The 25,061-nt window shown below is 42.8% G+C and carries 23 protein-coding genes and 1 pseudogene; 4 read left to right on the top strand and 20 right to left on the bottom strand.

Annotation, left to right across the window (positions count from 1 at the left end):
* Window positions 1–80 precede the first annotated feature (80 nt).
* Entirely contained in the window at window positions 81–641 is a 561-nt protein-coding gene (locus CUU66_RS17975) for a YdcF family protein (protein ID WP_257968059.1), read from the top strand.
* 1,648 nt (window positions 642–2,289) lie between these two features.
* Here the strand turns inward: CUU66_RS17975 and CUU66_RS17965 are convergent.
* From CUU66_RS17965 to CUU66_RS17955, 3 genes are all read right to left on the bottom strand, one after another.
* Window positions 2,290–2,616: a DUF3243 domain-containing protein gene (locus tag CUU66_RS17965; RefSeq protein ID WP_101644714.1), complete on the bottom strand. Its 327-nt coding sequence runs from the start codon at window positions 2,614–2,616 to the stop codon at window positions 2,290–2,292.
* A 108-nt stretch (window positions 2,617–2,724) separates the two neighbouring features.
* Complete coding sequence (locus CUU66_RS17960) at window positions 2,725–4,218, bottom strand: UDP-N-acetylmuramoyl-L-alanyl-D-glutamate--2,6-diaminopimelate ligase (protein ID WP_101644712.1); 1,494 nt, start codon at window positions 4,216–4,218, stop codon at window positions 2,725–2,727.
* A 209-nt stretch (window positions 4,219–4,427) separates the two neighbouring features.
* Window positions 4,428–5,150, bottom strand: a complete 723-nt coding sequence (locus tag CUU66_RS17955; protein ID WP_101644710.1) for a gamma-glutamyl-gamma-aminobutyrate hydrolase family protein — start codon at window positions 5,148–5,150, stop codon at window positions 4,428–4,430.
* Window positions 5,151–5,268: 118 nt separating this feature from the next.
* Between CUU66_RS17955 and CUU66_RS17950 the strand changes: the two genes are divergently transcribed.
* Entirely contained in the window at window positions 5,269–5,691 is a 423-nt protein-coding gene (locus tag CUU66_RS17950) for a pyridoxamine 5'-phosphate oxidase family protein (RefSeq protein WP_101644707.1), read from the top strand.
* A 301-nt stretch (window positions 5,692–5,992) separates the two neighbouring features.
* Here CUU66_RS17950 and CUU66_RS17945 read toward each other — a convergent pair whose 3' ends face one another.
* The 15 genes and pseudogenes from CUU66_RS17945 to CUU66_RS17870 all read right to left on the bottom strand — a co-directional run bounded on the left by CUU66_RS17945 (window position 5,993) and on the right by CUU66_RS17870 (window position 22,837).
* Entirely contained in the window at window positions 5,993–6,541 is a 549-nt protein-coding gene (locus CUU66_RS17945; RefSeq protein ID WP_101644705.1) for a M15 family metallopeptidase, read from the bottom strand.
* A gap of 88 nt (window positions 6,542–6,629) precedes the next feature.
* Complete coding sequence (locus CUU66_RS17940) at window positions 6,630–7,343, bottom strand: GDSL-type esterase/lipase family protein (protein WP_101644703.1); 714 nt, start codon at window positions 7,341–7,343, stop codon at window positions 6,630–6,632.
* 156 nt (window positions 7,344–7,499) lie between these two features.
* Window positions 7,500–8,750: a M24 family metallopeptidase gene (locus CUU66_RS17935; RefSeq protein ID WP_101644701.1), complete on the bottom strand. Its 1,251-nt coding sequence runs from the start codon at window positions 8,748–8,750 to the stop codon at window positions 7,500–7,502.
* Window positions 8,751–8,894: 144 nt separating this feature from the next.
* The gene (locus CUU66_RS17930) at window positions 8,895–11,144 is read right to left on the bottom strand and encodes a phosphodiester glycosidase family protein (RefSeq protein ID WP_180955345.1); all 2,250 of its coding nucleotides are present in this window, start codon (window positions 11,142–11,144) and stop codon (window positions 8,895–8,897) included.
* Window positions 11,145–11,579: 435 nt separating this feature from the next.
* Window positions 11,580–12,365, bottom strand: coding sequence for a serine hydrolase (locus CUU66_RS17920; protein WP_101644694.1), 786 nt, complete (start codon window positions 12,363–12,365; stop codon window positions 11,580–11,582).
* Between the two features lie 15 nt (window positions 12,366–12,380).
* Window positions 12,381–13,391 carry an ABC transporter ATP-binding protein gene (locus CUU66_RS17915; protein WP_101644692.1) on the bottom strand — a complete coding sequence of 337 codons (1,011 nt, stop codon included), beginning with the start codon at window positions 13,389–13,391 and terminating at the stop codon, window positions 12,381–12,383.
* A 3-nt stretch (window positions 13,392–13,394) separates the two neighbouring features.
* Window positions 13,395–14,312 carry a C40 family peptidase gene (locus CUU66_RS17910; protein ID WP_101644690.1) on the bottom strand — a complete coding sequence of 306 codons (918 nt, stop codon included), beginning with the start codon at window positions 14,310–14,312 and terminating at the stop codon, window positions 13,395–13,397.
* A 16-nt stretch (window positions 14,313–14,328) separates the two neighbouring features.
* On the bottom strand, window positions 14,329–15,408 hold the full coding sequence (locus tag CUU66_RS17905; protein WP_101644688.1) for a mandelate racemase/muconate lactonizing enzyme family protein: 1,080 nt from the start codon (window positions 15,406–15,408) through the stop codon (window positions 14,329–14,331).
* Between the two features lie 45 nt (window positions 15,409–15,453).
* Window positions 15,454–16,374 (bottom strand): S66 peptidase family protein, encoded by a 921-nt coding sequence (locus CUU66_RS17900; RefSeq protein ID WP_101644686.1) that lies wholly within the window; start codon window positions 16,372–16,374, stop codon window positions 15,454–15,456.
* A 159-nt stretch (window positions 16,375–16,533) separates the two neighbouring features.
* Window positions 16,534–18,162 (bottom strand): peptide ABC transporter substrate-binding protein, encoded by a 1,629-nt coding sequence (locus CUU66_RS17895; protein WP_101644684.1) that lies wholly within the window; start codon window positions 18,160–18,162, stop codon window positions 16,534–16,536.
* A 34-nt stretch (window positions 18,163–18,196) separates the two neighbouring features.
* Window positions 18,197–19,196 (bottom strand): annotated as a pseudogene (locus CUU66_RS17890) (ABC transporter ATP-binding protein).
* 5 nt (window positions 19,197–19,201) lie between these two features.
* Window positions 19,202–20,161, bottom strand: a complete 960-nt coding sequence (locus tag CUU66_RS17885; RefSeq protein ID WP_101644682.1) for an ABC transporter permease — start codon at window positions 20,159–20,161, stop codon at window positions 19,202–19,204.
* Complete coding sequence (locus tag CUU66_RS17880) at window positions 20,158–21,087, bottom strand: ABC transporter permease (protein WP_101644680.1); 930 nt, start codon at window positions 21,085–21,087, stop codon at window positions 20,158–20,160. The genes CUU66_RS17885 and CUU66_RS17880 overlap by 4 nt, the downstream gene beginning before the upstream one ends.
* A gap of 13 nt (window positions 21,088–21,100) precedes the next feature.
* A complete protein-coding gene (locus tag CUU66_RS17875; RefSeq protein WP_101644678.1) occupies window positions 21,101–21,925 on the bottom strand; it encodes a M55 family metallopeptidase in 825 nt (274 codons plus the stop codon).
* A 207-nt stretch (window positions 21,926–22,132) separates the two neighbouring features.
* Window positions 22,133–22,837, bottom strand: coding sequence for a hypothetical protein (locus CUU66_RS17870; protein WP_101644676.1), 705 nt, complete (start codon window positions 22,835–22,837; stop codon window positions 22,133–22,135).
* A gap of 116 nt (window positions 22,838–22,953) precedes the next feature.
* Here CUU66_RS17870 and CUU66_RS17865 point away from each other — a divergent pair, with 116 nt between their 5' ends.
* Both CUU66_RS17865 and CUU66_RS17860 read left to right on the top strand, forming a co-directional pair.
* Window positions 22,954–23,373 (top strand): hypothetical protein, encoded by a 420-nt coding sequence (locus CUU66_RS17865; protein ID WP_101644674.1) that lies wholly within the window; start codon window positions 22,954–22,956, stop codon window positions 23,371–23,373.
* A 4-nt stretch (window positions 23,374–23,377) separates the two neighbouring features.
* Entirely contained in the window at window positions 23,378–23,830 is a 453-nt protein-coding gene (locus tag CUU66_RS17860) for a hypothetical protein (protein WP_142383748.1), read from the top strand.
* A gap of 26 nt (window positions 23,831–23,856) precedes the next feature.
* On the opposite strand, the gene CUU66_RS17855 is transcribed toward CUU66_RS17860, so the two are convergent.
* Together CUU66_RS17855 and CUU66_RS17850 are read right to left on the bottom strand one after the other, a co-directional pair.
* Window positions 23,857–24,603, bottom strand: a complete 747-nt coding sequence (locus CUU66_RS17855) for a hypothetical protein (RefSeq protein WP_101644670.1) — start codon at window positions 24,601–24,603, stop codon at window positions 23,857–23,859.
* Window positions 24,600–25,016: a hypothetical protein gene (locus CUU66_RS17850; RefSeq protein ID WP_101644668.1), complete on the bottom strand. Its 417-nt coding sequence runs from the start codon at window positions 25,014–25,016 to the stop codon at window positions 24,600–24,602. The genes CUU66_RS17855 and CUU66_RS17850 overlap by 4 nt, the downstream gene beginning before the upstream one ends.
* Window positions 25,017–25,061: the final 45 nt, after the last annotated feature.

Genomic DNA, 25,061 nt, shown 5'->3' with positions numbered 1-25,061 from the left:
CTTTTTTTGCTAGTTTAGTAAATACCGGTCCAGTGAATGCCATGAAATGGAGCTGATCTGCCATTAAGAGAAAAAAGGCCTTGCATCTATTGCTTTTGCTGGGAGCAGCAGGAATTTTTTACTGTGGTATCCTTCAATATATGATGTATCGATACTCCCATAAGCCGGTCCCCGAACAAGCCGATTACGTAATTGTCCTTGGTGCACGTGTGAAAGAAGATGGGCCAAGCCTCACTCTTCAAGCAAGAATAAATGCTGCCGCGGGCTACCTGAGTGAAAATCAGAAGACCAAAGCTATTGTTTCAGGAGGCAAGGGGCTGGATGAACCCGTTTCTGAAGCTCAAGCAATGAAGGAAGGTTTGGAATCTGCCGGTATAGACGAAACCAGGATCATCCTGGAACCCCGCGCAAAGACAACCTATGAAAATATTAAATACTCAAAAAAACTTATTCGCTCAAAGCGGGACACCGTCCTCCTCGTCACAAATGATTTTCATATATATAGGTCGGTTCAAATGGCAAAGAAACAGGGAATGACCGTGAAAGGTCTGCCCGCTCCAACGCCGCTCATTGCAGTTCCTAAATCTTTTATACGTGAATACCTGGCGATAACAAAATATCTAATAACGGGAAAGATGTAAAAAGGGACTATCATCAGTCCCTTTTTCGCCTTGTAAGAAGATACATCGATAGGGGCTCTTGCTTTGCCCGATCTGGCACAGGGATATTTTATTTATGAATGCAGACTATTCTAATTAATATAGAAAGGCTGCCGGAATTTTTAACGAGCTTGCACGATACGAGAATATCATGAAGAGAATATGGAATTTGCGTATTGTTTTTGGGGGACTGCTGATTTGAAAACGCGGAAATTCTGCGGATATGCTTTTTATGTGGCTAAACAACAGTTTTATGTGTCTTAACCTCGGATTTATGTGGCTATCTTATTTTTTATGTGGCTAAACAACAGTTTTATGTGTCTTAATTCGGATTTATGTGGCTATCTTATTTTTTATGTGGCTCACTCTTACTTTTGTGTTTTTTAGCTGACTTCCGGCTCGTGGCCGGCCCCGGCTGATCCCGCAGTTATCGCATTCTTCCATGGCCTTTATAAGAACGCGGTATACCCAAAGATTATGCGCCCCCTCTGCTTTGTACTATTTAATTTGACCTGCGATTTCCACATGTTTTTTGGATGCTAAGTACTGTTTTTCCCAGCTAAATCATAGATTTTGGTACTTTTTGAACCTACAAGCTCAATATAGTATCAAAATTGGTGATATGTATATGGTTTTTACCAAATTAAAGGATGGTGAACAATCTGTGAATCTCCTTATGCTTAACTTCTTAGACTTTATGCTTATGTTTGAAAGGTTTATGCTTGCCTTTTAAGGTTTTATGCTTATCTTTTAATGGTTTATGCTTATCGCTCATGTTTCTATGCTTATATTTTTTGCCATATGCTTATCCAATAGCTTTTATGCTTCCCTTTTAAGAGATATGCTTATCTGGCGACGGGAATTCACTTCTCCACCCTCAGCATAAGAAAAATCTCGTATCGGCATGGCTGTATGATACTAGAAATCAGATTAAACCAATACGCAGATATTACTCAATGCTATGCCAGAACTTAATATTCCCCACTAAGACATATAATTATCTGTCAAGCCGGTCCACAACCGATCAGCAAAAATTAAATAGATAAATAATTAGGCTGTTTTCTCAAACTTTATAACAAGAGGTTGATTGGAACGGAAGGCATGCTCGCTTTCCGCGGGGCGGGCGGTGAGCCTCCTCAGCTTCGCCTGCAGGGTCTCACCTGTCCCGCTGCTCCCGCAGGAGTCTCGCACCTTACGCTCCAATCGACCTGACTGAAGAATAGGGTAACGTAACAAGACTTATTAAAAACAACAATTTTTTAGAAAGGCTCTTTTCGCAAAGTTTGTTGCTTTTTAATGGCAGGTTGATTTCCGTTCCAGGTGCTCGCTTTCCGCGGGGCGTGCGGTGAGCCTCCTCAGCTTCGCCTGCGGGGTCTCACCTGTCCCGCTGCTCCCGCAGGAGTCTCGCACCTTCCACTGCAATCAACTGGTTCGATAAGGAAAAACATCTCGAAAAACAACAATCCTTTAGAAAACAGCCTTTAGAAAAGAGCCAATAATTAATCATTAAGGTCCGCTTACATAACATCTATCCAACATGAGCAGCCTTCATTTCACATCAAAAATAAAGGCTGCCGGGGCTTACCCGACAGCCTGTAAGAAAGGGACTGCGATCAACCCCTTTTTTACATTATTGCACCAGCTTAACCAGCATGTGTGACAGCATATGGCGTTCTTCTTCGTTTCCTGTTTTCCAAAGCTGCTGAAGCAAATATTCTTCGCGATTGCGAGGTTCTTCATGTTCAGCCAGGTACCCGGCTACTTTTTGTGTCAGCTTAGCCAGCTGTTCTTCTCCCAGACCAAGGCTTTCTCCTTTTGACACCTTTTCGCCTAGATATGATTTAAAGCTGTCAAAATTCGAAAGAATATCATCCTTTGTTTCCTGGCTCATGTTGTTCAGTTTCTGTTCTACTCTGCCTTCAGTTTCAGAATTGCTGCTTCCATTTAATTGGCTCATTTATAACATCTCCTTTTCCGAAGTTGTTTATTTAATATCCTTTTTCGAGCTGTTTCAAACATTATACAAAAATTAAATTTAACTTATACAAAAAAAGCGAATGTCACATTATCTTACCAGCCCTTGAAGCTTGGCACCTGGTTTGACGACATCATCCGCCTCCTGCCTTAAGTACTCCAGAGCCTCGAGATCCGATTTAACAGGAAGAAGGAAATCTTCGGCATACAGCTCCGGCCCCTTGCCCGTTACTAGGATCCACTCATCTCTTTCGGCTTGCAGCCATGCTTTCCTGATAGCAGCCGTTCTGTCAGGAATTATCTGAACTCGGCTGCCATCCACTCTTTGTTTGATCTTTTCCAGCTCATCTAACATCGTTTCAAGTGGTACACCATTCAGGTCATCGATTGTAAGATACACCTGGTCACTGTGCTCCAGGGAAGTCTGTAACATAAGATCCCTTTTGGTTTGATCCCGTCCGCCGCGGAAGCCAAAGATATGAGTCACTTTTTCGGCTCCCAGTGATCTTACAGTGGTTAACATATATTCTATGGCATCCTCTGTATGTGCATAATCCACGACAAACCTTGCTCCATATGGATGTTCAACGATCTCGAACCGGCCAGGTACACCTATGAAGCAGCCTAATGCTTCGATGATCGTTTCTAAAGGAATACCTGCCTCATAGCAGGTTAAAATAGACATAGCTGCATTATACACATTATGAAGACCAGGGAAGGAAAGGAAAACAGGATACGATTTCCCCTCGATGCTGACATGAAAGCTGCCGCCTTCACATGAGACTCTTGCAAGACCTAAGTCCCCTCCCGCCTCACCCGCTATCTTTTTTACAGATACTTTCTTTTCTTCTAAAATTGCAGCCAGTTTGCTCCCCCATGTATCGATGGAGTTAACGATCGCTTTTCCGTTCGGCTTTAAGTAATCAAATAACTTCTGCTTCGCAGAGAAATAGTTATCCATGGTCTGGTGATAATCCAGGTGATCATGGGCTAAGTTGGTAAAAAGCCCGTAATCTAACGCTAATCCATCGATTCTGGATTGCTCCAGAGCATGCGAAGAGATCTCCATGATTACATATTCGTCATTGCTTTTTGCCAGCAATTCCTGCAATTGCAAAGAATCCGGCGTAGTATTTGTCGGAGGAAATTCTTCGCCATTAATTATGTATGATATAGTCCCAAACAGAGAACATGATAGGCCGGCATAGTTCAGGATATGTTTGATCATATAAGAAACGGTGGTCTTTCCATTGGTGCCGGTTATCCCGATGATCTTGTGCTTCTCAGCTGGAAAATTATAAAAAGTACAGGCCAGCTTCGGAAGAGCTTTTCTGCTGTCCTCCACTTGTATGTATGGAATATCCAGCTGTATCGGCTTTTCTCCTACAATTGCCTGAGCACCGCGCTCAATTGCTTCTTGTATGTACTCATGCCCATCATGCGAATATCCTGAAATGGCCACGAACATGTCACCGGGATTAATGGAGCCTGAGTGAATCTGTAAACCTGATATTGGTAAATCCTCCGTAACAGAGTCCTGTATAATGGATGGGGCAATGGCAGCCTTCAGTTCGGCTAGTTTCATTTTACAATCTCCTGTCTTTATAGCTTCAGATAAAAAGCAGCTTATTTGTAAGGTAAACACAACATAAACTTTCTATACCCTTCACGCCTGTATAATAACTAAAACATTTTCCTCATTTTACAGGGTGGAATCCGGATTATCATGAATGTTTGTAAGTCCAATTAACTAAAAAAAGATAGTGAACCGAGTTCACTATCTCTTTTTACATTTCATTCACTGCAAGCTTCGATAAAACTTACGAATAATTGATGCATTATTTCATCTCCGGCAGCCATATCCTCTGGATGCCACTGTACAGCCAGCATCCAGCCGCCATCCGGATCCGCCGCTTCCACCGCCTCTATGATTCCATCTTTTGAGACTGCGCCAATCTTAAGAGATGATGCTACATCACCTATAGCCTGATGATGGAAGCTGTTCACACGTATGGAATCCTTTCCTGATATCCTGCCCAGAAGGCTGTCTTGTTCAATAGCTATAGTATGGCTTGAAGCAGCGCGGGCAGCCTGCTGTGCATGTTTAATATATTCCATTCGTTCACTTTCTATATCCTGGATTAGATTTCCGCCAAGCGCAACATTCAGCACCTGAATACCTCTACAGATACCAAATATGGGCAGCTTCTTTTTGCGAGCATATTCAATCAAGTCTAATTCTGTCTGATCTCGTTCCGGCACCACTCTGCCAAGCCTTGGATGAGGTTCAGCCCCAAAGTGATATGGATCGATGTCCTCGCCACCACTTAACAGAATACCATCACACAAAGAGACCCATTCTTGTGCCAGCTCCTTATTTCCGATTGGAAGAACGACAGGAATGCCGCCAGCTCTAATAACTGAATCCACATAGCTGTAGTGAAGGTATACAGAATCGAATCCAGACGTAAACATCGTTGTTGCTGTTATTCCTATGATGGGTTTTTTATTACTCATTGTTTTAGTTCCTCCTATGCAGGTATGGTATTTTTAATGATCCTGTTTCACACTTCTCCGTTTAATTACAAGCAAATGAAGGAATATATAGGTAGATAACCAAAAAGGAGTGTTACAAATGGATCAGCAGGAATTAAGAACAAAAATTATAGGATTACTTGAAGAAAATGCGGTCGGGACGCTCGCCTCAGTAATGAATGGCAAGCCGCATAGCCGCTACATGACGTTCTTTAATAACGACCTTACCTTATATACACCGACGAACAAGGAAACACATAAAGCTGAAGAAATTGATAACAACCCTTACGTCCATATTTTACTTGGCTACCAAGGCGAGGGTTTTGGTGATTCTTATCTTGAAATCGAAGGCAAAGCCGCAGTAAGAGAGGATGCCGACATAAAGGAAAAGCTCTGGAACGATCATTTAAAACCATGGTTTAAAGGCAAAGATGATCCTGACTATATAGTATTAGAGATCAAGCCATCCATGATCCGGCTCATGAACAATAAGGAAAATTCTCCGCAGACCCTGGAGCTTTAAATGGGGCTGTCTGACCTTTTGCCTCTAGATAGTGTTATTTTCCTAAAAGGTTGTAGAAAAAATTCTGTGACCGCAATTCATTACTAGGTGATCTTCGCTGTAGAAGCGAGTCTCCTGCGGGCGCAGCGGCACAGGTGAGATCCCACAGGCGATAAGCTGGGGAGACTCACCGCACGCCCCGTGAAAAGCGAGCATTCTCACGTTCCAATCAAACTTCTTGTTTGGTAGCGATAAAGTTTGCGAAAGCAGTCTTAGATAAAAAGGGATGGCTACATAATTAGCTATCCCCTTAATTTCTATGCTAAATGGCTTCCGGTCTTTCTCCCCTTTTTAAATGGTTAATGGTAAGACCGAATGTCATTTGTAAATGTGGGTAATCCTTAAACTTTTCCCAATCCCCGCCCCATTCAAATCCTAAGTCCTTTGCTATTTCTGCAGCTTCAAACCAATCTGGCTGCCCATTTCCATTACCGTCATACTGTGTGTCCCAAATAACCTGCCCTGATGTATTTTTTAGAGCATAATCAAAAGCGAGTCCAAAGTTATGAAAAGAATCGCCTCCGCGTACATTCGTTACGACACTGCCTGAACCGGAGCGTCCCTTTTCATACAGCCTGTTTTGTTGATCTATACTTCGGAAACCGTCTGTTATGACGATGGTTATTCCCTGTTTTCCTGCCCGTGAAATAAACTCCTCTTTTTTTTCGCTTACTATGGGGTTTAATTCAGAAGGCAGTGATTTTTCGCTAATTTTTGGGGATGAAACTTCTTCGGGTTGCTGTTGATAATAATATGCTATGAGCAGACATACTGCTGCTGCTACCAATAATGTTACAGCCCTTGTTTTCACCTTTTAAAACCCTTTCTAAAATTCTATATATCTTTTATTCTATCATCTCTGAATGAAATCAAACAAGAGAAGCCCTCACCAGGACTTCTCAAAACCGGTAGCTCTCTATAATTTTATCAGCAATTAAATTATACCCTTTATCATTCACATGTAGTGAGTCATAAAAATATTCCTTTTTTTCTTTGCCTTTAAATAAATCGTTTGTAGAAACGAAAGATATTTTCGGATCCTCTTTAAATAGATTTTTGGCCGAGTGATTCCAATCATCTATATACGCCTCAATTTGCTCTCCAGTATTAGGATATGGATTATACAACCCTAACACGATAATTGGAGCGTCTGCATTTAACTCCTCTATAGTGTCTACGATATCTTCTAGGTTATCTAGGTACTGCTCCTTTGCTTCCGCAAGCTTCTTAGGAGGCATCCCCTGTAAATCATTGCCCTTTGATGAATTGACCAGATCATTTGTCCCGATGAATATCATAACGTAATCTGATTGGTAAACTGCTTTAGTAATCCTGGGATCAGCCAGGCGCTTCAGTAAACCTCCTGATTCCTGCCCCACTACACCGTAGCCTTTTACATTGTACGTATGCTCTGGATATTCTTTATTTAATTTCTGCTGCAGGGATGTTACATATCCATGCCCTTTTGAATCACCAAGGCCATAAGTAAGGGAGTCCCCAAGTGCGGTTATCACTCTCTCATTTTTTTGTTCATCGGGTTTATTGAGTATATAAGCTGTAATTCCCGCGAGTATCACTAAAATTGGCAGAATAAATAAATTGAACTTTTTCATGATCCTTCCCCTTCTGACTGAAATAGTTAGTATGAGATTTTATTTACCCAAAATAGCTGAATTATAACTATCAAAAAAAATCCTCCTATGCTTCAGAAGGATTATTATGACCTGTGTTTGCGAAGGGAAGCCGGATGATCTTGCAGGGCAAAATCATTAAATTAAATAAAATTCAATCTGCCTGTTAGTTAAGAAAGATACTTTTCCGCCCTTAAAAGTGATAGATTCCTCCATATACAATGTCACATCCTGACCCCATTCAGGGATGTACTGGGTTACATTAAACTCCATAGCATAGCACGTATTGTTTTTTATTGAATATGCCCCGCGTACAGGTATGTCGCCCTGGCAATCGTATAGTCCCATCACCGGCCCAGCACCATGGCAATGCACCCCAAGCGGATGGGAATAGACCATCGCTTTTATTCCTTCCCGTCCGGCCTGTTCAACCGAGGATTGAAAAATATCATTGCCGGAACAGCCTTCAGCAAAATGTCCGGCTATGATATCCTCCATTCGGATAGCTGTCTTCATGGCATCTATCACTCCTTTTGGCGGGCTTTCTTCCCCTTTTCTCAGAACATAAGCCAGCAGCTGAGTATCGGTCGCAAGTCCAAGATAATACAGGCCAAAATCTATATGAACGATATCTCCGGGAAGAATCACCGTTTCCATCCGGTTATTTTTCTCGCCCTGCCTTTGAAGGTCCACAGTCGGATAAAAGGAAGTCTTAAGCCCTAAATCGAAGACTCTCTGCCTGATCCATTCCACTACATCTTCTGAATTTGTTACACCAGGAGTAATGACATGTTCCAGTGCTTCTGCTGCTATTATCCGGGTTATATCGGCGATCTGCGGATAGAATTCCAGTTCTGGCCCTGTCCTCATCTCCAGCCATTCCACTGCCATTTTTTCTGCACTTATTCCTGTAACCGATAGATTTTCAAGGATGGTATGGATTTTCTGAAAAAGGGAATGTGTTAGGCCATCACAGGCTGCATGGACTTTTGAATAATTCAGAGCTGCACACCGCGGCTTTTTTTCGCGGATGATCCTTGTCAGGCATTCCCACTGAGTTTCCCCTTTATAGCCCCAAGCCCGCTTATAAAACGGTTCAAATTTCGGGTTGGAATGAATAACCAGCCTTTCAATCTGATTCGCTTCATCTTTATAAAATACAATGATCGTCAACCGCCTGGAGCTGTCAATGGCCGAAGGGAAAAAGGTCTCAAGGAGCGGGTCCTCATTATATTCCCGCCCTGCTATGATCCACATGTCCACGTCATGTTTTTTCATAATAGCTGGAATAAGAATGTCCAGCCGATGCATCAACCACGAATCCATTAATCCCTCTCTTTCCTTTAAAGAAAGAATTCCTAATTGTTCCTTAGTAATAAGATTTGACACGACTTATACTCCCCTATCCATTTACTCTGATTTTACCGTATTTAGGGCCCTGAGTTCTTCACACATTCCAAAAAATAACCGCCAAATCTTCTAATAGATTTGGCGGCGTTATTTACGAAGCCGGAACGTTTCAAGGAAGGCTTCCTAGTACAATGCCCTCAGTGTGTCAAAATAAATGGTCCCCTTGTTTTTGTTCGTGCTGCTGGTTTCCACTATATATATTTGCATCAGCTTCACCGGTCCTGTTACGTTTGCAGGAAGCACAGCATAAACGTACTTCCATCCCTGCCAATCTAACCTGCCCGGCCCGGTAAAGTCGATCGTGAAGGATTTACCTTTCGCATCCTGTAAGGCTGCTCTCAGCCAATGCGACTTAGAATCACCATATACCCACATTCCCAATTTAGCTGGTCTGCTGTCGATCATTCGGCCCGGAGTTCCATTTTTTCCTTTAAAATGTAAATAAGCTGCAGACGTCCCCGATGTGCCGCTGAAATCGTAGCTGAGTGAGGCACCATGTGTTCCTTCCTTGACGGGGTTTGGCCTATTCGTCGGGACAGCATAAACATTGGTGGCTTTTGCCATAGAAGTATACAAATCATCAATATCTTCAAAATCCTCCACCAATACCGGAGGCTTTCCAACATTAACAGTTATCTCAGTCTTCACTTTTCCAAAGGAAACGGCAATCTTCCCAGCCTGTATACGGGTGCTGGCGGACAAAGTCCCCTTTGCATCCAGTTTTCCTATACTACCTTTGGCTTCCCATTTTAATATTTCCTGGGAAAGCTGGATTTCATTACCCTGCTTGTCAAATCCCATGGCTTTAAAAGTTTGTTTACTTCCGGGATTTATGATCGTGTTTTTTGGTGTCAGTGATATAGATGCCAGTTCCTTTACAACCTCAACATTAATGGACTTAGTAACAGTACCGATCCTTGCGGTAATCCTGCCCTTCGCAGCGTTACCGCCGGCAGTAAAACGGCCGGAAGCATCCATTTTGCCAATCAGGCTTGGAACTGTCCATTTAATAGATTTTCCATTTACATTAACAGGGTTATAGTATTTATCCTGACCTTTTAAAGGCAGTGACACATTTGCTTTCGCTAATACTTTAATAGAATCTCCCAACGTTGAAGTCAGCTTTGAAAGGGGAGAAACAGGTGCTGTCGAAACCACCATCAGTCCATTGGATACCCTGCGCTCAAATCCATCGGACGGTTTATTTACAATCGAAAGGGACTGATCCCCCGGGAGCCTCATTGCATATGTAGCAGACCCTCCTCCATCCATATTCATCGCGGCTTCCATCCCCTGCTTGGCTAAGTATTGCGCACCTTCAGCTACAGTTACGCCATCACTATAGCACGGCTGCCTGCCATCAATTACTGTTATGTACAGCTTCCCTTGCTTTACGGCTACCAACGTGCGCGGATGACGCTCATACTTATCCTTTTCCGCTTCCGGTGTTATTTTCTCATCCTCTATAATCAAATCACCGCCTGATACCGCTTGGACAGCCTCATCCAAACCATGGCTGAAGTTGATCTTAAACTGAACCTCCTGACCTATATTTAAGTTATAGAACAGTTGATCTGCTTGTGTTCCAGACGCTGACAGAACCCATTTCCCTGCAGGAATTTTAGAATCTCCTTTATAAAGAATATCTTCCACTGTGGCAGACAGCGTTTCATTGGCCGTTACAGAATCTTTCTCTGGGTTCAGCACAAACTCTACCTCATCGCCAGAGGATTTTGTCGATGTACTGAATTTCGAAGTAAACAAAATGATGCTGTTTGGCTGTGTATCCTTATTTCTCGCGCGATTAATTCCAGATATTTTATACCCGCTGGTACCTGGAATCTGGAGCTTAGCCGTCATTTTCACCTGGCCGGAAATACCTGCCTGTCCCCTGTCCGTGATCCCAAGTACACTTTTTGAAGTTGAAGGAGCCGTAATAATTTCTCGATTTGAAATCTGAAGGCCGATCGGCTGGCCCGTATAAGGAGCTGCCGTTTTGTAAAAATCACTGTTAACACCCGCGATTACTTTATATCCAGTTTTATCAATCTGTTTAGCCTGGTTTCTGACTGTATCAATAGCCAGAACTTTCCCCTGTGCAGAGGTGACCGCAAGCTTAATGAAGGGATTTTTCGGATCCACTGTAAGCATGTTTAGTGCTTCAATATTACTTTTTCCTTTAAGAGTATAGCTGCTGTGGCTAACACCTGGAGCAACTGGATAATTGCTCTTTTTCACAGGGGTAAAGCCAAATAAATCAAAAGCCCTGGCTTTTTGGCCAAGCAGCCCTGGATCAATTAAAGAAATAATTAATAAAAATAGTGCGGAATAAACAATGATTCTTTTTCTGCTTTTAGAAAATAAACTTAACATCATGCTGCCCCCATTTAAATCTATGAATATATAACTATAATAATAGATAATTTTACCAGTAATATAGTGTTATTACGACCAGTTTCCAAATTAATCCTGAAAATAGGACTTTTATCACATGATGTTTACATATTAAATTTTATGGTGTAACAGCATTTAAGGCAGCTGCCACAAGTTTTAAGGGTCAAAAGTTGTGGGGGTTTTCAAAATTTTTAATGTAGAAATAAAAAATTGTGAGGAAAATTGGCGGCGGTGGCCCTACTAAAATAGTTGCATGAGCTATAACTAGATTTGCAGGATTAAATGAAGTTATGAGGATTTTTGAGAGTTTTGCAGGATTATTGGCATTTTTGCAGGATTCCCTTGTTCGGCCATTCTCCCTGAAATACAAATCAAAAACCCCCTTAAGGAACAGCTTAAGGGGGAAAGGTATGATCATTCTTCAATTAAATGATTATAAATTATGTGTCCGATATTCCGGATAGCCTGCCGTCCCTCTTCCTGGCTTAGAAGTCCGTCGGTTAGAACCGCTGCATACGCTGTTTTTTCTTTAAACTTAATAATTGCAGTATCATGTTCGGCTCCAGGCAGTTCTCCTGTTTTATTAGCGATCGTTATTACATCCGTATCCATATGGGCTGGAAGCTTATCCACAAATTGCTGTGATTGCAGGATGTTTAATATATCTGTCCGGCTTTCTTCTGTGAGAATGCCTTGTTCGTTTATGGCTTTCATACAGAGAAGCATATCATTGGCTGAGGTGTAATTATTCTTACCTTCCTTAATCCCATCCCAGTCCATCATCTTGCGGCCAAGCACTGTATGCCGAAGACCTATTTCCTTGATCGTATCATTAATAGAATCGAGGCCGATTAAATCTATACAGACATTCGTGGCCGTATTATCTGAAACGGTGATCATTAAGGTTAATAGATCTTTAATTGTAAAGTTGAGCCCTTCGGATAGAGACTGGATAACGCCCGACCCTCCCGTTTTATCTTCACGGGTCACAGTGACCCGCCGATGGAGAAATAGCTTTCCTTTCTCACTTTCACGGTATGCTGCTATTAATATCGGAAGCTTAATAAGACTTGCAGAAGGAATAATTGTACGGCTGTTATATTCAAATTTCTCGCCCTGAATCTCCAGTGCGAGGCTGATTCTTCCGGATGTAAGGGTCAGGTGCGCTTTCAATAACTCTTCCAAAGAAGTAATCACCATGCTATTTCCCTCCTTTTATTTCGCTGCGGCAGTCTGGGAATATTCTTTCCCGTCCATGATTTCTTTGTTATAAAGATGGCAGGCAACAAAATGCTGATCATCCGCTTCCTGCCAAACAGGTTTTTTCTGTGCACAAACCTCCATGGCATGCGGACATCTTGTCCGGAATACACATCCGCTCGGTGGATTGATCGGACTTGGCAGTTCCCCTTTTAGAATGATCCGCTCCCGTGCATCCTCCACGTCAGGGTCAGGAATCGGGATGGCCGATAAAAGAGCCTGGGTATATGGATGAAGCGGTTTATTATAAAGCTGGCCGCTGGTTGTCAGCTCTACTAGATTGCCTAAGTACATGACACCGATCCGGTCACTGATTTGTTTCACCATCGAAAGGTCATGGGCGATAAATAGAAATGTGAGGCCTTTTTCTTTTTGCAGCCGTTTCAGCAGATTTACAACTTGTGCCTGTACAGACACATCCAGTGCAGAGATGGGCTCATCGGCAATAATGAATTGTGGATCCAGCGCCAATGCTCGAGCGATGCCGATACGCTGCCTTTGCCCTCCGCTGAATTCATGCGGATATCTATTTGCATGGTCCCGATTCAGGCCGACATCTTCCAATAATTCATATACACGCTTCACTCTATCCTGCTTAGTTCGGTATAGACCGTGTACCTCCATTGGTTCTGAAATGATTTCCATAACCGTAGACCTTGGATTTAGCGATGCATAAGGATCTTGAAAAATCATTTGCATCTGCCGGTATAAAGCAAATTTTTCTTTTTCTTTTAAAGTATGGACGTTTTTACCGTCAAAGATGACCTCACCATCTGTGCGGTCATATAATCCGATGATTGTTCTGCCGGCAGTTGATTTTCCGCAGCCGGACTCTCCTACGATACCAAAGGTTTCTCCTTTGAAAATTCGGAAGGACACATCATCTACTGCTTTTAATGTTTCTTTTTTTCCTAGCTGAAAATACTTTTTTAGATGATTGACTTCTAAGAGCACTTGCTGATTCATGATTTATTCCTCCGTCTCTGCTCCATAACGCCTGGCTGCACAAATTTCCTTCTCATAAATAGTTCCTGCGAGCGGGATAATTTCAATATTATTACCGGTTTTCGGGGAATGCAGGAGCTTGCCATTTCCATAATAGATGCCGACATGGTGGATACTTCCCTTACCTTCTTCATAGGCAAAATATAATAAATCCCCCCGCCGGAGACTGTTCAGGTCTGCTGCTGCCCCAGTCTGCAGCTGATCATGCGCGTCTCTTGGAATGGTATATCCATTTGCCTTGCACATCGTATAGCTGAAGCCCGAACAATCATACCCAAAGCTGCTGACTCCGCCCCACAAATAAGGCAGTCCCACAAACCGTTCACCAGCAGCGGCAATTCCTTCTCCATTCCCTTTAGGTATGGAAGAAACGGAATCAAAGATTGTTACATCTTTTTCACTGAGCACACCGGTTCCTTCGGGGATATCAACGCGCACCCTGCCATTTTCCGCAGATGTAAAAGGCAAGACCGTTTGAAAGCAGATTTCTAAATTCCCCCCTGTATCGGTTGTCAGCATAGCTTTTTTACTATGTATAACAGCAATGGGGCTATCGTTTAAGCTCCAATTTTGATTTTGGATAAGCTGTTCCGTGGGAATCCATCCTGGATAGCCGCGAACATCCTTGGAAGAAGGCTGGCTTAAACAAATAACATGTGACCAGCCTTCTTTTTCCTCAGTGACGAGTACCTCTTCCCCCAGCAGGACTTGCGTCTGCACTAAATTTTTATTGCAGAGCTCAAGACTTGTTTCATATGTAAGGCCTTTCAGCCAATCTTGAATGTCCACCGGGTTTTTCACTGCCTTTATATCCAGATCTCTTGCAGAATCGTAACTAGTCCACACTGTTGCTACAGGAACATTGACAACCCATTTATTCATTGATAATTCCTCCTTCTTATACGCCTGCAACATTGAAAATTCCAAGGCCGGGTGCATCCGGAAACGAGATTTTTCTGCCTGAATAGTGTATGCCGCCTTTAACAATATCCTTTGCAAGCATAAGAGGAGCATCGAGATCAAACCGCGTAATATTCTTCTTACTCGCTGCAAAGTGGGCTGCCGCTGTAATTCCTAGCCTTGTTTCAATCATGCTTCCGACCATGCATTCAACGCCGCAGATTTCAGCCATTGCATTAATTTTTTCAGCCTGATAGATTCCGCCTGCTTTCATAAGCTTGATATTGATTAAGTCGGCGCTTCTCGTTCTCAATACTTCAAAAGCCTGCTTTGGTGTAAATATACTCTCATCCGCCATAATCAATGTGTCCACAGCATCTGTTACAAACTTTAACCCTTGAATATCAGCTGCTGCTACGGGCTGTTCCACAAGCTCAATGTCAAGACCTGCATCCTCCATTTTCCGGATAATGGACACAGCTTGCTTCGGGGACCATCCCTGATTGGCATCCAGCCTGATTTTTATCCCTGGGCCGACTTTCCTTCTAATTTCCTTAATGCGGTCCATATCTTTTGAAGCATCTTTCCCTACCTTGACTTTAAGGACATCGAAACCCTGCTCTGCATATCTGCCGGCATCCTCGCCCATTTCTTCGGGACTGTTTACGCTTACGGTAAAATCTGTTTCGATTTCGGATTTAAATCCTCCCAAATACTGATATAAAGGAATTCCTGCACGCTTGGACAAACAATCGTACAGGGCCATATCAATCGCAGCTTTTGCACTTGAGTTCCCAATAAGAATACTATGAAGCCCCTGAAACACAGCTTCATAGTTCAGGAGGTTTTTGTTGAGAAGGTACGGTTTAAAAACGGAATGAATGGAAGACTCGATGCTGTCAAGGCTGTCACCCGTGATAACCAATGTCGGAGGTGCTTCTCCATATCCTTCGACTCCGTTATCACAGCTGACTTTAACGACGATGGCCTGAGCAACTTCAACGGTTCTCAAAGCGGTTTTAAACGGTTTGATAAGCGGAACTTCAGCACGGAAGGTCTCTATATGTTTAATTTTCATTTTTTCTGAGTCATCCTTTGCACATTTTTCTAGCATTGCAAGGCTTTATAGAACGCCGCTTTCTATAACTACTTTCTTCTCCCCTGTATGCATGGAAGCTTTCACACCAAGGGGGATGGCATAATGAGGCGAGCAATGCCCAATTAAGAAGCCTTTCAACGCCGGCTTAGCAGCAAGCTTTATGTAATGGTCCAAGACTTCTTCAAGAGTAAGGGATTTCTCTCGCTGCGGTATACAATTATTAAAATCCCCAATCAAGAAACCCGCCGCATCCGTAAGCTTGCCTGCCATGTGCAGCTGATTAAGCATGCGATCGACGGCCCGCGGTTCTTCATTTATATCTTCAATAAGTACGATTTTATCCTTTGTATCTACTTCAAAAGGAGTTCCAAGGGTGCTTGCTAAAAGAGATAAATTACCGCCAATAATTGTTCCAGCCGCTTCTCCTTCAATCATTGTTTCAAGAGGGGACAGCATTTCAGAGTAGGTAAATACTACGGGTTGAAACAATTGAGCAAATGATGCTTTTGAAATATCATCTGCATCCTCTTTGCCGATATCAGAAGCAAGCATAGGTCCATGAAAAGTAGCCATACCCGTTTTCTGGAAGATAGCCGTGTGCAGAAAGGTAATATCGCTGTATCCCCAGAATATCTTGGGGTTCTCCTCTATGATTTTATAATCGATGGAGTCCGCAATTCTCGCGGTTCCATAACCGCCGCCGGCACAAATGATTGCTTTCACTTCTTCATCTTTAAACATATTATGTAAATCTTCTAATCTCTCAGCATCAGAGCCGGCAAGATAGCCATATTCATTTTGCACATGTCTTCCAAATTTCACATCAAGACCTAAACTTTTAAGAAAAGAAAGGGAACGCTGAAGGTTTTGCTGATTTGGCGGGCTCGCAGGTGCGATTATACCTACACAGTCGCCCTTCATGAGGCGTACTGGTTTAAATGTCATAATTGATTCTCCTTATCTCATTAAAATTCCGCATCCGAGTCCAAAGCTATCGCTGTTAGGCGATGCGGAGTTCTCCTGCATACTTTCTCGTTAAAGGTTTTCGAAACTCACAAATGGATAAAAAAGGGATGTTCAAAAGCGAACACCCCTTTTCTCTTATTACTTCTTATCTGCCCATTTCAGTTCCATGTATCCAACTGGATGACGGACGATGCCTTCCACTTTATCACTTTGTAAATATGAATTGTTGTAGAAGTAAAGAGGGAAGATAGGAGCTTCCTCCATTAACAGCTTTTCAGCCTGATACATTAATTCGAAACGTTTGCTTTCGTCCGCTTCGTTTTTAGCGTCTTTGATCAGCTTATCGTATTCTTTATTGCTCCAGCCTGTACGGTTCATCGCAAGACCAGTCGTAAAGTTTTCAAGGAAGTTGATAGGATCACTATAATCAGCCAAGAAAGAGCTGCGGGAAAGCTGGAATTTCAAAGCTGTCTGTTCTTCAGTGAAAACAGCAGATTCCATGTTTGCTAATTTAATATCTACGCCAAGATTCTTTTTGTACATATCCTGCAATGCTTCTGCAATCGCTTTGTGCTGATCGCTTGTGCTGTAGTGCAGTGTTACTTCCGGAAGTTTAGAGTAGCCTTCATCTTTCATTCCTTTTTCAAGCAGCTTTTTAGCCTCTTCAACATTTGTTTTTAAAAGATCGCCGCTTGTTTCACGGAAGTCTTTTCCGTTAGCATCTTTAAATCCGTATGCTACAAAACCATAGGCAGGTTTTTCTTTGTTCTTTGTTACGAAATCTACGATATCCTGCTGGTTTACAGCCATTGCAAAGGCTCTTCGGATATCTTTATTTGTGAACGGTTCTTTTGTTACGTTAAAGCGGAAGAAATAAGTTCCTGCCTGTCCGGAGGATTTTACTTTTCCTTCTTTATGAAGCTGGTCAGCATTATCCGGAGGAACGCTGGAAGAATCCAGTTTGTTTGTTGTGAACATTTGGTATTCGGTATTCGTATCACTGATAATATCCCAATGGACTTTATCTAACTTAACCGTTTTGTTATCCCAGTAGTTTTTGTTCTTTTCCATAACGAAATTGCTGTCATGCTCCCATGAAGCAAGGGTAAATGGACCATTCCCAACAAAAGAGTCTGCTTCAGCAAACCATTTTGGATTTTCTTTAGCCACTTTTTCGTTGATCGGGAAGAAGCATGGGTTCGAAATAACACTCAGGAAGTATGCTTGAGGGCTGGTTAAAGTAACCTCAAATGTTTTATCATCAACGGCTTTGATTTTTACGTCTTCTGCTTTTCCTTTACCTGAGTTATAGCTTTCTGCACCTTCGATAAAGTTAGCTAAGAATGCAGCAGGTGAAGCTGTTTTTTGATCCATTAAACGCAGCCATGAATAAACAAAATCCTGCGCTTTTACATCATCGCCATTTGACCACTTAGCGTCCTTGCGGATGTGGAAGGTATAAACCTTTCCATCCTCGGAAACATCCCACTTCTCGGCAGTAGCTGCTTTTGGTTCATGTGTGTCATCAAGGCGTGTCAGACCTTCCATTAAGTTGTTCAATGGATTCCAGGACACAGCATCAAATCCCTGTGCAGGGTCGAATGAGGTAGGCTCCGTACCGTTATTTAAGTTCAGTACCTTTTCTTTATCGCCTTTTTCCTCTTTGCCTGATCCGTTTGACTCTGTACCGGCATTTTCCTTTGCCGTACAGGCAGCCAGACTGAAAATCAATAGTGCAGCCATAAATAATGTCAATAACTTCTTCATGTGCGTTCCCCCTCTTTTGTTTGCATCTATAATGTTAATTCATTGCTGCCATCAATTTTTTTGCCCTTTCATCCTGCAGCCAGCAGTCAACCTGATGCTGTCCGCTTAAGCGGGTCTCCGAAGGATACACCCGGTCGCAGACATCCATTGCATATTCACAGCGTGCCGCGAAGGGACAGCCGGCGGGAGGTGCGAATAAATCGGGAGGAGAGCCAGGGATCGGAATTAGATCTCCGCCATCAATATCAAGTCTTGGGACGGACCTGAGCAGCCCCTTTGTATAAGGATGCTGAGGAGTATAAAAGATCTCCCTGCGGCTGCCAGTTTCAACAATTTTGCCAGCATACATCACAGCAATGCGATCCGCTACCTGAGCAACTACACCAAGATCATGGGTAATCAGAATGATTGATACTCCTGTCTTTTTTTGTATATCCCTGAACAACTCCAGAATCTGGGCCTGAATGGTAACATCGAGTGCAGTAGTCGGTTCATCTGCAATCAATACTTCCGGCTGACAGACAAGTGCCATGGCAATGACAATACGCTGCCTCATTCCCCCCGCTGAATTGGTGGGGATATTGTTTCAATCTTGCTTCGGGACTTGGTATTCCCACGAGATTGAGCATATCAACAGCCGCTTTTTTTGCCTCTGAGCCTGTCACGTTTTTGTGCTGTCTGATGCCTTCTATAATCTGCTCTCCAACAGTCATCGTTGGATTCAGCGCGGTCATCGGATCCTGAAAAATCATCGAAATATCCGCTCCGCGGATTTTGCGCATATCAGGTTCCGAAACCTTCGTAAGGTCTTTCCCTTTAAATACTATGGAACCATTGGCAATTCTCCCTGGAGGATCAGGGATCAGTCTCATTATGCTTTGAGAGGTGACACTTTTACCACATCCCGATTCACCCACGATGGCGAGGGTCTCCCCTTTATACAGATCAAAGGTAACTCCCCTGACTGCCTTTACTTCTCCTCCGTATGTACCAAATGATACATGAAGATCATTTACTTGAAGCACCTTTTCCATGCCGCTTACCTCCTTAACCTTGGATCGAGTGCATCCTGCAGACCGTCACCGACGACATTAAACGCGAACATGGTTGCGGATATAAAGAATGCAGGAAATACCAGGCGCCACCAGTGTCCAGTCAGGATGGAGGACAAGCCGTCACTCGCCATCATGCCCCAGCTGGTGTATGGAGACTGTATGCCTAATCCAAGGAAGCTAAGGAAAGCTTCTGCGAATATAGCTGAAGGTACTGTGAGTGTAATTTGGACGATAATTGGGCCCATTGTGTTCGGCAGAAGATTTTTCCGTATAATTCTCGATGTTTTCGTTCCAAACGTCTTAGAAGCCAGTACATATTCAAAATTCTTAATTTGCAGGACCTGTCCTCTGACAATCCTGGCCATGCCAATCCAGCCGGTGGCGGAAAGGGCAACTATGATCGTCAAGAGGCCCGGCCCCATCACAACCATTAGAAGAATGACCACAAGCAAATAAGGAAGACCGTAGAGAATTTCTACAATCCTCATCATGATATTATCTGTCCTGCCGCCCTTATATCCTGCGACACCGCCGTATATAATGCCAATGATAAAATCAGCCAGGGCAGCGACTACACCCACAAACAATGAAATGCGCGCTCCATACCATACTCTAACAAACATATCTCTTCCCAGTTTATCGGTTCCAAACCAGTACTCGCCTGAAGGCGGCAGATTTTGATTTCTTAAATTCTGGTCTCCCACTGAGTGTGGAGAAAGCATAGGCCCTATGACCGCCATGATAGTAAGCAATACTAAAAATATTAAACCAGCCATTGCAAGCTTGTTTTTTTTCAGCCTTCTCCAGGCATCCTTCCAGTATGAAAGACTCGGCCTGACTACGGCTTCCTCTTCGCCTTTATTTTTCGCCTTCGGGGCGAACCATTCATCGGGAATAACAGGTGCTTGATGTGTTTCCTGCTGTTTCCTTAATGCCACTATCATCCCTCCTTCTTATTGAGCTTAATGCGAGGATCGATAATCCCGTAAGCCAGATCTACTAAATAAAGCATAATGATCAAAACAACACTGTAAAACACGGTAGTCCCCATTATGACCGGATAATCCCGCTGATTAATGCTCTCAACGAAATACTTGCCCATGCCAGGGATCGCAAATATTTTTTCAATGACAAAGGTTCCTGTCAGGATACTGGCAGCTAATGCACCCAGCAGGGTAACGACCGGCATCAATGCGTTCCTAAGAGCATGCTTGAAAACAATCTTAACAGGAGACAGGCCTTTGGCTTTCGCGGTACGAATGTAATCCTGGGCCAGCACCTCAATCATGCTCGAACGTGTCAGGCGGGCGATAATCGCCATAGGTCCTGTGGCAAGTGCCAGAATGGGCAGGATCATATGTTTTGGGCTTGCCCATGTGGCGACCGGAAGAATTGGCCAGTTAACGGCAAACTGCTGAATTAACAGAGTAGCCATTACAAAACTCGGGACTGAGATACCCAGCACCGCAAAGGTCATGGCCAGGTAATCGATGATCCCATTATGTCTAAGAGCAGCAACCACTCCTAGAAGAATTCCGGAAATTACAGCTACAAGAAGGGTCCATAAACCTAACTCGAAGGAAACCGGCATTCCTCTCCCAATCAAATCATTTACAGTAAAGGCTGATTGTTTAATAGATGGTCCCAGGTCAAAAGTCAGGAGTGACTTTAAATAGGCGCCGTACTGTACATACAGCGGCTCGTCAAGGTGGTAGAAAGAGTTTAGATTCTTCAGTACTGCTTCATTTGTATTTTTGTCCGAAGCAAAAGGATTTCCCGGAATCGCATGCATTAGGAAAAAAGTTAGTGTGATGATGAGCCACAATGTCACAAACATGGCGATAAGCCGTTTTACAAAGTACGAATTCACTGTCGTTCACTTCCTAACAAAATGTTGTTCTCATTGCAAGCTCCGTCATGACAAGCATAGCTTGATAGGCTTCTAGAATATCCTTTGCCTGAAAGCGGACTGTCGTTGTCCCAGGTATAATCTCGGTTCCCGGCATTAGATTAGCCCATTCCGCCTGTCCATAATTAGCGAATTCAATGGCAAGCAGCGGTCTATCCGGAGGTGTCAGCGGCTTAACGCGGTCCTTGTTCTTTATCGCAATTGCGGTTTTCTCTGTTAACAGCTGTCCGGCTTTTGCGGGAGTCAAGGATTTTGCTGCCGACCGTGAGATCGTCTCCTTCACTACTGCGGTTGTAATATTCGGGATCAGCTCTTCGGCTTCCCTGGCCGCGCCGTCGTCCCCGGCAACCATGATAAGCGGCACGTCATAATAGCCAGCCACATAAGCATTGAACCCTAACTCTCCTACTGCCATATCGTTTATGTAAAAATTGCGCGCCCCAAAAATCATGGAATGAGACATAACCCCTCTCTGCGAAGCCCGTGCGTGATAGCCGGCAAAGATCGCCCCAGCAAAACTGGCATCCAGCCCCTGCACCATGGAAAATGGCTTGACATCTCCTGTAATTAACTGGGTTTCGGGGTGCAGTCTCTCTATAAGCAGATTGTTCATCTTGGAATGGCTGTCATTGACAATGACTTCAGAACACCCGGATTCAAAAGCGGCAGTAATAATATAGTTTGCTTCATTGGTCATTATAAGGCGGCTGCGTTCATAATTATGCTTAAACGAATCTACATGTGTATGATCAACCAGTCCGGTGATGCCTTCCATATCGACAGACATGTACAATTTCATGTTGCTTCCCCCTGAACTTTTATGCTAATTTTCTTAAAATTATAAAATATAAAATGTATTCTGACAATACCATTCGGACTTCTGTAGGAGTTTTATTTTATATACACTCAAGGAAATGATGAAATATCACTTCATTTTAAACACAGCAGAAGAATTTTATCTCCATAGTAAATTAGGATGGCAAAGGCCATCCACTTTGTACTACCGTTATTCAATGATGAACCCGCATACATTTAATATAGGAATAATCATGCGTTGTTCACCATTAACAATACAGACTGTTTCATTATCAACCCGCTCAAGGATGCCTTCTATACGTTCGTCTGGCAATACAGCCGTAATATGTTTCTTGGTAAATAAGAGCAGTATGATTGGCAGTGTAATGCCAAAGAACTCATTAATTAAAAAAGGAGATCTGGAAACTGTCGCTCCAAAGTTTAACACGAGTTTTCTCCTAAGGCGCGGATCAATATCAAGAACCTCTTCTTCATTTACTTCATGGCGCTTTTTTCTAATTTTGATTTTATTAATCTGTTCATACGGGATGATCCTGAACCCTCCCATAGAACCGCAGTTAAGCATTAAAAAGTCACGGCCTGCCCCCTCCAGGCAGCCCTCGACTGTTATAGGCTCCGGACAGTTTATATCTGCTTTTACTTTGGCGGCCTTAAATTTCCGCAGCGATCTAAAAAATGCCTGGTTCCTATCCTCTTCTTCCGGAGCTCCAAGAGAAAGCAGGATCTCATTTGCTTTATCAATGCTGCGCTCTAATTCCTCTAGCTCTGGTTCATTCAGGCACGTGGTCGGGGAAGGCAGTTTTGGGGAAGGAATCCGCTTTACATTACAATCCGGTATAAATATTTGATCCTTTTTGTCTGGTGAGCAGGAAAATCTTTGTTTGTGTTTTTTCAACTAGTACACCTCCTTCTTTATTTTATTGAAAAGAAGGAAAAAGGGTGTTCTAATTCAGTCTCTTTTTGTGATGAATTACATATGTATACCGTAAGATAAGTCTGGGGGCGGTCCAGTTGATATTTGTTTTTTGGGGGATTCATCTTCTGCTCTTTCTGGCCATTCATGTGAGGATTTATAAACAAAAGAAACAAATTCAATACCACTTTTCAATGGCGTTAACGATTACTGCAGCCCTTTCGAATACTTTGCTGACCGGCATTCTGCTCTCTCATCTTTTTCCTGATTACACACAAGCGGTAATAGCTGCAACAGCGGTTGGAATATGTACAGGTATTTCTTTAGGCACCACCTTGGACTTTCAAAGTTTATACTCAGGGACTGTTTCGGGAGTTATGGGAGGATTTATGGGCCCAATGATAGGCGGCCTTGTTCATGAAAGTCAGGCATTCGTCCTTTTTGTCGTATTAGAAATCATTTTCAGCGGTTTTCTTTTATCCGTGTTATTTTCCGTTTCGTTAAAAAGGGAGGTATAATGGGATGTATTGGCTATCTATATTTATCGTTCTTAATTTTGTACTGACTTGGTTTGTTTATAGACATTACACTAGCAGGAGACATTTATTGGATGCCCGGTTCATTTTTACATTGATCGTCACCCTGCCTGTACTTGCTAGCTTAGTGAATGGCATGATTATTTTCTTCCTTGGCATCCCTATCTTCCAAACAATCCTCATTTCGGCGTTACTCGGTTTAATACTCGGGGGCTTAATTGGTTCCCTATATAATCTGGTTACTTTTTCTACCGGTGCAATTCTGAGCTGTTATTTCGGGATAATGGGCCCAATGATTTCTACTCCCATTGTATCATCTGAGCTTTGTGGTTTTGCAGCAGCTGGCGGTACCTTCGCCAATAGCCTTTCAATGACACTGCTTGGTATCCTGGCTGTTGCTCTAATTGCCTTTTTATGTAGGTATACTTACAAAATTTAGGGATACCTTTAATAGGTATCCCTAAACTATTTTCCTGAAATAAAGCGGACAAACGAGGAAAGCAGAGAAGAAGTTTTTATCAGACTTATAGATACGATTGGAAGTTTCACTATTTCTCTGCCTTTTTTCAATACAAGGTTTGCAGAGTCAGAGACATGCTGGATTTTTCCGGTAATTTCGTTATTTTCAACCCAGGCTGTTACTCTAACTCCCTCCCAGTTTTGTAAATTCGTAGCTAATGTTTCTTCATAGAATAATTGTTTGAGTGCCTCCTTTGCGGAGACCGTTTCCCCAAAATTCAACAGCAAAGAATTCTTAATATCGTTATCATAAATCATATTAGTATGAGAGTAATCAGAAACCGGATAACCTGAGGGTGTGCGTGCTACATCAATCGACGGATATGGAAGCCAATATCTGTCCCCCTTTGAAATGAGAACAGTGAAATCCCGGCCCACTGCGACAACCCGTCCCGTAACCCATTCAGCCTCTCCTCTCTTACGGTAAAAAATCTCAACCTGCTGGTTCCTTCTTTCCTGCAAAAAATTTCTTAAATAAAGGATCTTACTTTTTAGCGGCAGTGCTTTTCCAATATTAATAAGGTTCTGGGAATCCATAAAGTTTTGTACGGCTTTTATTTCTTCATAAGAGCCCTCAAATGTGGAAGATAATCCTCCCCCAGCCTTCCAATCCAGTTCCAATTCCACGTTTGATTTGATAACTTCTTCTTCTCTTTGGGCCCATAATTGCTTTGTATATTCATTTAATCTCAACGGCCCCACATCCTCTTCTTTTTTAGGGTCAAACTTAACAGAGTACATACAAACAGCAGCTGAAGAATATAAAATATCCACCGATCGAATAAAACCACTCCTGCAAACATCGGGGTCATCAGCCCCATTGCTGCCCCATTTGCCAGACCAATCAAAAGGGTCTGTTCGTCCTTAAGCCTCCCAAATAACCAGCCGATCATCAGGCCCGCAAAAACTGATAATAAAACATTCTGCACATAATTAAATGGAAATTGCTCCATAAGGAAAAAAGAGAGAAAAAGAGAAAAGAAGAGAGTGATAAACATGGCCGTATTCATTCCTGCTGACAAGCCCATTACTTTTTTCCGCCTGCGCAAAAATAAATAAAATAAGCTTATAAGCAGTAAATCTACTATAAAAGGTATTGTGTACATTACTTACCTCCTTTTACCTAGAAAGCTGGATCTTTCTAATAAATA

It is taken from the genome of Peribacillus deserti (genome assembly GCF_002863585.1).
In the GTDB taxonomy this organism is placed as follows: Bacteria; Bacillota; Bacilli; order Bacillales; family DSM-1321; genus Paraperibacillus; species Paraperibacillus deserti_A.
The sequence above is the reverse complement of the archived record's forward strand: the minus strand, read 5'-3'. Positions and strand labels throughout refer to the sequence as shown.